Here is a 7,554-nt window from a genome sequence, read left to right as displayed (position 1 = left end):
CTGGTGGCTTATCTTGTAAATCACCAGAAGCCGTCGGTTCAGCCGCGGGTAAAACGAGTGATACAGACGAGAGCCCAATCACTGTGATGAGCGTTAGAAATACACGTAGCAAAATACTGTCCTTAATCGAAATGTTTTTAGTAATGAATAGTAATAGTGGTTAGTAATAGTAGTGACTAATGGTTCCTATTAGTGGTTGCTATTAGTGGTTGCTAGCACTCGTTATTAATGATGGTGTTAACACAGATTATTGCACCAGTTTATCGGGCCAACCATGGTTATCAATGTAATTTACTAAATTTTTCGGTCGATAATTACTGTCATTCAGCCAGCGCGTTTTAACCGACTGATGTAATAATATCGGTGCTTGCTCTGGATCTAGCTTGCGCATAAAACGTTTTTTAACCCGATAAAAACTGCGATATGAATCTTGAATATCCGCCATGGGATTAGGTAATAATGCATCGGCTAAATGTAACTCGACCGTTAAGTTAACCGCTCGCGCCTGGCTTAACATCCACTGCAACGCTATATCAGACAAGGTGCTACCGTCATTATTGGGGGCAACGCTACCACCAATATTACTATGGGCGCCAATAAACCATACTTGCTGTATGTCTATGCTGGTTCGAGGTGCCCAAATGGTCGGTTCAAAATCGCTGCGATGTTCGTCTAACGCGAGTGCATGACGAGCCACTTTGACATTTCGGCCTAACTTGGCGTCATAAAACTCATCTTTGTCTTCAAACATGCCTAAAAAAGACAGTGGGATCCCCATTGCCCCAACGGTGTCCCACACACCAACAAAGGCCACTTCACGTGAAGGATGCGAATGTTGCTGACGAAATGCCACCGAGCGTTCACCATCTGGTGCAAAAGGTTTAGTTTTCATTTTATAGTGGTCAAACGCTTGCTGAATAAGCTTTGCATCTGGTCGAGTGACAATGCCGCAATTATTAATAAGGCCACATAAACAGCGCACTGTGTATGCACCACGGCTAAAACCAAACAGGTATATCTCGTCGCCAGGAGAGTAGTTTTGCACTATGTAGCGGTAAGCATCCATAATGTTTTTATGTAAGCCTCGCCCAGTTGCCCCACCAATCATGGAGTCATAGTACGAACCAATTCCCCAATCGTAAAACACCTGTTGCGGTACACCATCATCAGCAATGGGTTTGATGGCTCTGGCGAGTTTAAGTACATTAGTGGCGTGATCTTTTTCAAGATCTTTTTCTGGCCGATTCCAGGTTCCGTCGGCACAAATGACAATACGTTTATTCATATCAATCCCTGACATTCTCTGAGTGAACATTCATAACAATTATCATAGCCATAATAGACTAAATGCTTATTTGCACCACGGTAAAAATAACCAATACTCGAAAGCTCACTTAATCATTCGAGTAACGGACCATGATAACAGCAGAACAAAGTGTATTAATGATTGTCGACGTGCAAGGCAAGCTAGCCCAAGTTATGCAGCAATCAGCTCAACTACACCAAAAGCTTGCAGTATTAATTCAAGGTGCACAACTATTTGATATTCCGATTATTTGGTTAGAACAATTACCCAACAAATTAGGCCATACCAGCGACGAACTCGCACAACTCTTATCGCAAACATCCAAACCCATCGCTAAAGAGCACTTTAGTGGCTGGCATTGTGAAGAAGCAAAACAACAACTTAAAGCATTAAACCGTAATAATATCATTCTTGCGGGTATCGAAACCCATGTTTGCGTTTACCAAACGTGCAAAGATTTACTGGCCAACGACTATCAAGTACATCTTGTTGCCGATGCCGTTGCATCACGAGGTACAGACAATAAAGTACTTGGGGTGCAAATGATGCTTAATGATGGTGCCAATCTCACCAATGTTGAATCACTACTGTTTGAGCTACAACATGTTGCCCAAGGTGATCGCTTTAAGGCTCTACTGAAATTGATAAAGTAGCCATATGATAACGGTGTGGGTATGATGTTAAAAAATATAACAAAAACATCATACCGCTATGCATCAATTTGATCGGCCCATTATTATTTTATCCGCGCCTCGTTCAGGCAGCACTTTGTTGTTCGAAGTTCTATCAAAAAGCCAGTCCATATGGACCATTGGCGGCGAAAGTCATGCGCTCATTGAAACCATACCCAAGCTGAATATCGCCTATCGTCAATTTAGTTCTAATGCGTTAACGGAACAAGATGTTGATGACGAACTACGCCAGCAATTACTGCTACGTTTTAGCGATGCGCTGCAAGATAATCATGGTAATAAACCCGGTAGTACTGATACGACTAATATCCGCTTTTTAGAAAAAACCCCAAAAAACAGTTTGCGGGTCGACTTTTTTAATTCGCTGTTTCCCGACGCTTTATTTATCTATTTAGTGAGGGAGCCAAAAGAAAACATCAGCAGTATTATGCAAGCGTGGCGGTCGAATAAGTTTGTCACTTACCCAAATCTACCGGGATGGGATAAACGTAATTGGTCGCTACTGCTACCAGAAAAATGGCAACAACTTAATCGCCAGCCGTTACAGTCTATTGCCGCATTTCAATGGCAAGCCGCTAATGAAGCGATTATGGATTCATTGCAAAAGATTGACAGTAATCGCTGGTGCATGGTGTCTTATGATCAATTAATTGCAGATCCTGCGAAAACCGTTAAGCAACTATGCCAATTTACTGATACGGATTTTGACCCTGCTTTAGCGCAATTATGCAGTAAGCCATTAGCGCATTCTCGCTACACCATCTCGACACCCAAACCCAATAAGTGGCTCGAAAATTATCATGACATCGCCAAAATTTGGCCGAGTACTTCTACAACACTGAACAAAATCAATCATCTTTTAGGCGAACGCGGTCATCCAATCTATGACACTCAATGGCAGCAACACGACATTGCTGAGCCTATAGCACTAACACCCGAACCAACTGAAAAACTGGCTACACCAAGCGAGCAAAATGTATCTCGTAACAGTCCCTGCCCTTGTGGATCAGGCAAGCGATTTAAACAATGCCATGGCCAGTTACGTTAGCCGTTTGAGTTAGCCATTTGTAAATAGCCAGCAGAACGGGTAAAAATACCTTTATGGAAAAATCATAACGTTAAGCGCCACATACAGAGAGTCCAATTATGAAGTTACCTCATGAGTTTTATCAGTTACCTTTTTGCTTTGATGTTGGTCAATTAGCCAAAGAGATCGAGCAATTTACCGAATCAGATTGGGTGACTCATCATGAAGGTTTTCAGGGTAATTCGGCTATTCCGTTAATCTCGGTCAATGGCGAGTTTAATAATGACTTTAAAGGGCCAATGTTGCCCACTGCGGCGTTAGCAAAAAGCCCTTACATCAAGCAAATACTCGCCTCATTTGGTGAGGTACTCAGCCGTTCAAGATTAATGCGCTTAGCGCCAGGTGCACAAGTGCCACTGCATTCAGACATTAATTACCATTGGTATAAACGTGTTCGAGTGCATATTCCCATTACCACCACTGAGCAAGTGCAGTTTTTTTGTCATGACAAACAAGTGCACATGGGCGCAGGAGAATGTTGGATTTTCGACTCGTGGAAACTTCACAAAGTGGAGAACAACAGCGACCAATACCGTGTTCATTTAGTGGTTGATTTAGCCGGTTCTAGTCAATTTTGGCAAACGGTATTTCAACATTCACGTTCAATCGCAGATGATCAATCAACAACATTAAACAGTCAATTCGTCGGTTTTAACCCAGACTCACCAGCAACCCTCATCACAGAGCAATTTAATGCCCCAGTGATCATGCCTGTCGCTGAGGTTGAATACTTAACCAATGAGTTGTCAGCAGAGGTCAAACACAACCCCGAAAATCTAGTTGCAGATGTGAATGCATTTTCGTTATTAATAGCAGACTTTGTTGCCGATTGGCGGATGTTATGGCTGCAATATGAGTGCACTAAAGCAGGTTGGCCACATTATCATGCGCTACGTGAACAAACCATGATAAAAGCACTACAGTGCACTAAATCACTGCAATTGACCCATTCTGGTTCGGCGGTAAAAGCGTTCGAACAATTGGTTATCGTGGCGTGTATGAATGTTGAACTTAGTGAGCAATTAGCAACACGCAAACAGGCTATGACTTTACCAAAAAGCTCACCAAAAAGTGCAAATTTAGCATCCGTAAAATCTGCATCAGCAACATCAACATCAACATCAACATCAATAATACCAAAAACAGCAGCTGCAAATAACGCTCGCACTATTGCTGCACCGCCATCTCGCAATAGTCCTTGCCCTTGCGGCAGTGGCGAGCGCTATAAAGCATGTCACGGTAAAGTGAATTAGTGAGAAGAATACCTGCATAGGTTGATCTGAGAATATATACAAAAATGGCGCCATTAGGCGCCATTTCTATAAAGTCAGCCAAACTACGTTGTTTTGGCTTATAAGAAATTCTTATTCCAAGTTCTGCTTAACCAAAGAATTGCAGTGCTGCTTTTTTCGCAATGGCATCCAACTCGGCTATTTGCTCAGGTATAAAAGCTTGATACTTGTCTGCCTGACCAATTGCCTTAAGGTTCATAGGCTGCCTAACTTGGCTAGCGCTAGGCGTTAATACGGCTCGTTCAGACTCATAAAAGGTAAAACATTGCGCTTGAGTCGTTAACTCACAGTAATCTAATATGCGTTGAATTTGTGACTCTGGTTCACGCACTAATTGTTCAAAACAGACATGTAAAATCTCATTAGGGTACAACCTATCCCAATGTTGCATGATGTCTAAATAGTGTTGCCAATAACTTGAAATACCGGCAAACGAATACGAATAGTCATGGCCAAAACTGAAAAACTGCTTAAATACACTCAAGCCATTGTCGACGGTATTACGTACCACATTAATGATTTTTGCTTGAGGGAATAAGGTTTTAATTAAGCCAATGTGCAAAAAGTTATTTGGATTTTTATCGATTACATAGGTTGGAACATCGCTAAAGTAATGATTCACTTCAGCTAAATACCGTTGGCGGAATTGATCAATATGGTTAGCAGAAAGCTGGCTTAATCTAGACTGGTAACCACCCGACATGTCCATTTGCAGCGCAAAGCGTTCCATAAACGGTAATTCATCAGTCGCGCCAACATCTGTGTGGCACGCCAAAATTTGCTCCACCAATGTAGTACCAGAACGAGGCATCCCGACAATAAAAATAGGTGTTTGGCTCGCGGTCGGCAAGCTATCAATATGTGGCGACGGCGTATGCCCAAGCAGTGACAACACAATATTGGCAAACTGGGCTTGTTTAAACGGCCTGTGAAGCACCATTATTTGATTGGCTAATAACATCGACTCAGATGCTTTATCAATTTGCTGTGTTTGCTCGTAAGCTTTACATAAAGCAAAATACACCAGTGCCTGATTTTGTTTGCTTAACGACTCATCAGTTGCAAAACCTTGCAATAAGGTTAAATCATCAGTGCTGAATCGGTACTGCTTTAAATCTGCCAAACTCCAATAGCCTACACCCACTTGCTTTGGGCTTAATTGATTATATTGATGATAAAAATTTGCCGCTTTTTCTGTGTCGCCTTTGGCCTTATAGATATGACCCAAATTAAGCTGCACTGCTGGCTCAGAAAAATCATTTGCCACACACCATTCAAAACATTGTTCAGCCAAAGCCATATCACCAACTTTAGTGGCGACTAATCCGAGTTTGTATTGATATGTTTCGACGTTACCTTGGGTATTAATTAATTGTAATAAATACGTTTTCGCCAAAAAAAAGTCTTGTTTTACTTCAGCAATAGCCAATAAACCAGTCAACACTGAAACCGCATGGGGATCAATAGTTGCTGCACTGACAAAATAGTTTTCGGCCTCATTATATTGTTGTTGCTGTAAATGAATCTGACCTAATAAGCTCAATGCCCCAAGGTGTTTATCATCACGCTTAATCACTTTACGTGCGTACATTCTGGCCGATGAATAGTTTTTAGACTGAAACAGCGCTTCAGCTTGACTTAAATATTGTTCAATAATACTCAAACTAGGGTCCTTATTATTGTTTTGCTCACCCAAAGAATGGCTTAAATGCCTCTAAAATCAGAGTAACATAGAAAATAGTAATTTTTGACCACGCTATTGGCTCATATTGAACGAAATAATCAACTTCAGCGTACAATTATTTATATTCGCTATGAGTTCATGCGACACAAGTGAGATCTGATGAAAAATAATGAAGCTAAAGTGCCAACCAGTCGATTGTCCCGATTATCAAAAATGGGCGGACTCGCTTCTCGCCTAGCGGGTAACGTGCTACTAGAAGGGGCAAAACAGCTTAGCCAAGGTAAATCGCCGTCAATGCAACAACTGATGATGACTCCTAAAAATATTGGTCATGTTGCAGATAAGCTGTCGCAACTGCGCGGCGCTGCGATGAAAGTGGGCCAAATGTTGTCAATGGATGCCGGTGACTTAGTGCCTCCTGAATTGGCTGAAATATTGGCAAAGCTGCGCTCAGACGCTAAAGCCATGCCACACAAGCAGTTAACTCAATTATTAGTTCAACACTGGGGCCGTGACTGGCTAGCCCCCTTTGCCCAATTTGAGCTGCGCCCGTTTGCCGCCGCATCTATCGGCCAAGTGCATTTAGCGTATTTAGATACGGGCGAAAAGCTGGCGATAAAAATTCAATATCCAGGGATCCGCGACAGCATCGACAGCGACATTGATAACGTTGCCAGCTTATTAAAAGTCTCACGATTAATTCCAGCAAACGTAAAACTCGATACCTTATTGGCAGAAGCCAAAGCGCAGTTACATAACGAAGCAGACTATCAGTTTGAAGCACAGCAAATAGCACTCTACCAACAACAGTTGGGCGATAACCCTTACTTCATTGTGCCTAAGGTCTATCCACAATTGAGCAACAACAGCATTTTATGTATGCAATTTGTGGAAGGTGTCCCGATTGAAGCAGTCGCTCAATATCCACAAGATGTGCGTGACAAGGTTGCCAACGCTCTGATGGAGCTGTGTTTTAAAGAGCTATTTTGTTTTCAACTGGTGCAAAGCGATCCTAATTTTGCCAACTTTCAGTATCAAGCAGACAGCCAGAAAATAGTGTTATTCGACTTTGGCGCCACCCGCACCATTAGCGACACGTTATCGCAAGGTTATATGCAATTGATGCAAGGTGCGATAGCCGATGATAAACAGCAAATGAGCAATGCAGCACAACAGATCGGCTTTTTTCAAGACGCTATCGACCCACAACAGAAACAACTGATAATTGATATTTTTTATCAAGCTTGTGAGCCATTACGTACCCAAGGAGCATATGATTTTGGCGCAAGTGATTTGGCGAAAAGGATCACTCAAGCAGGTAAAGCCATGAGTACTCAACAAAATGAATGGCACACACCGCCAACCGATGCTATTTTCATACATCGCAAGTTGGCAGGTATGTATTTATTAGCCGCTAAACTTAACGCCAACATTAATGTACATGCCCTGTTTAATCAGGTAGTTATTAGTAAAAAAGAATAAGTAATCAAATA

The 7,554-nt window shown here is 42.0% G+C and carries 6 protein-coding genes; 4 read left to right on the top strand and 2 right to left on the bottom strand.

Going from position 1 to position 7,554, the window contains the following annotated elements:
• Positions 1-247 precede the first annotated feature (247 nt).
• On the bottom strand, positions 248-1,285 hold the full coding sequence (locus CXF78_RS09170) for a DUF2235 domain-containing protein (RefSeq protein WP_102036592.1): 1,038 nt from the start codon (positions 1,283-1,285) through the stop codon (positions 248-250).
• Positions 1,286-1,416: 131 nt separating this feature from the next.
• On the opposite strand from CXF78_RS09170, the gene CXF78_RS09165 reads away from it, so the two are divergent.
• From CXF78_RS09165 to CXF78_RS09155, 3 genes are all read left to right on the top strand, one after another.
• Positions 1,417-1,959 carry a hydrolase gene (locus CXF78_RS09165; protein WP_011636367.1) on the top strand — a complete coding sequence of 181 codons (543 nt, stop codon included), beginning with the start codon at positions 1,417-1,419 and terminating at the stop codon, positions 1,957-1,959.
• A 58-nt stretch (positions 1,960-2,017) separates the two neighbouring features.
• The gene (locus CXF78_RS09160) at positions 2,018-3,046 is read left to right on the top strand and encodes a sulfotransferase family protein (RefSeq protein ID WP_102036591.1); all 1,029 of its coding nucleotides are present in this window, start codon (positions 2,018-2,020) and stop codon (positions 3,044-3,046) included.
• Between the two features lie 98 nt (positions 3,047-3,144).
• Entirely contained in the window at positions 3,145-4,338 is a 1,194-nt protein-coding gene (locus CXF78_RS09155; protein WP_102036590.1) for an aspartyl/asparaginyl beta-hydroxylase domain-containing protein, read from the top strand.
• Between the two features lie 127 nt (positions 4,339-4,465).
• Here the strand turns inward: CXF78_RS09155 and CXF78_RS09150 are convergent, their stop codons facing one another.
• Positions 4,466-6,040: a tetratricopeptide repeat-containing sulfotransferase family protein gene (locus CXF78_RS09150; RefSeq protein ID WP_180957097.1), complete on the bottom strand. Its 1,575-nt coding sequence runs from the start codon at positions 6,038-6,040 to the stop codon at positions 4,466-4,468.
• 180 nt (positions 6,041-6,220) lie between these two features.
• On the opposite strand from CXF78_RS09150, the gene CXF78_RS09145 reads away from it, so the two are divergent.
• Positions 6,221-7,543: an ABC1 kinase family protein gene (locus CXF78_RS09145; RefSeq protein ID WP_102036588.1), complete on the top strand. Its 1,323-nt coding sequence runs from the start codon at positions 6,221-6,223 to the stop codon at positions 7,541-7,543.
• The last annotated feature ends 11 nt before the right edge of the window (positions 7,544-7,554 follow it).

The sequence above is a fragment of the Shewanella sp. 11B5 genome (assembly GCF_002836795.1).
Classification (GTDB): domain Bacteria; phylum Pseudomonadota; class Gammaproteobacteria; order Enterobacterales; family Shewanellaceae; genus Shewanella; species Shewanella frigidimarina.
Note: the sequence above shows the minus strand (reverse complement) of the source record. Positions and strands in the feature narration are given on the sequence as shown.